Genomic DNA, 201 nt, shown 5'->3' on the forward strand with positions numbered 1-201 from the left:
GGGCAACGCCACCGGCCACCCGTCGTTCGTCATGTCGAACTCCTTCGCGGACCAGACCCTGGCCCAGATCGAGCTCTTCACGAAGCAGGCCGAGTACCCCATCGGCGTCTACGTGCTCCCCAAGCACCTCGACGAGAAGGTCGCGCGCCTCCACCTCGACGCCCTGGGCGTCCGCCTCACCACCCTGCGCAAGGAGCAGGC

At 68.2% G+C, this 201-nt stretch carries 1 protein-coding gene; it reads left to right on the forward strand.

Going from position 1 to position 201, the window contains the following annotated elements:
* The coding region (locus IO30_RS41215) for an adenosylhomocysteinase (protein ID WP_037895640.1) at nt 1–201 on the forward strand (201 nt) is incomplete at both ends.

Source organism: Streptomyces xanthophaeus, from assembly GCF_000725805.1.
Classification (GTDB): domain Bacteria; phylum Actinomycetota; class Actinomycetes; order Streptomycetales; family Streptomycetaceae; genus Streptomyces; species Streptomyces xanthophaeus.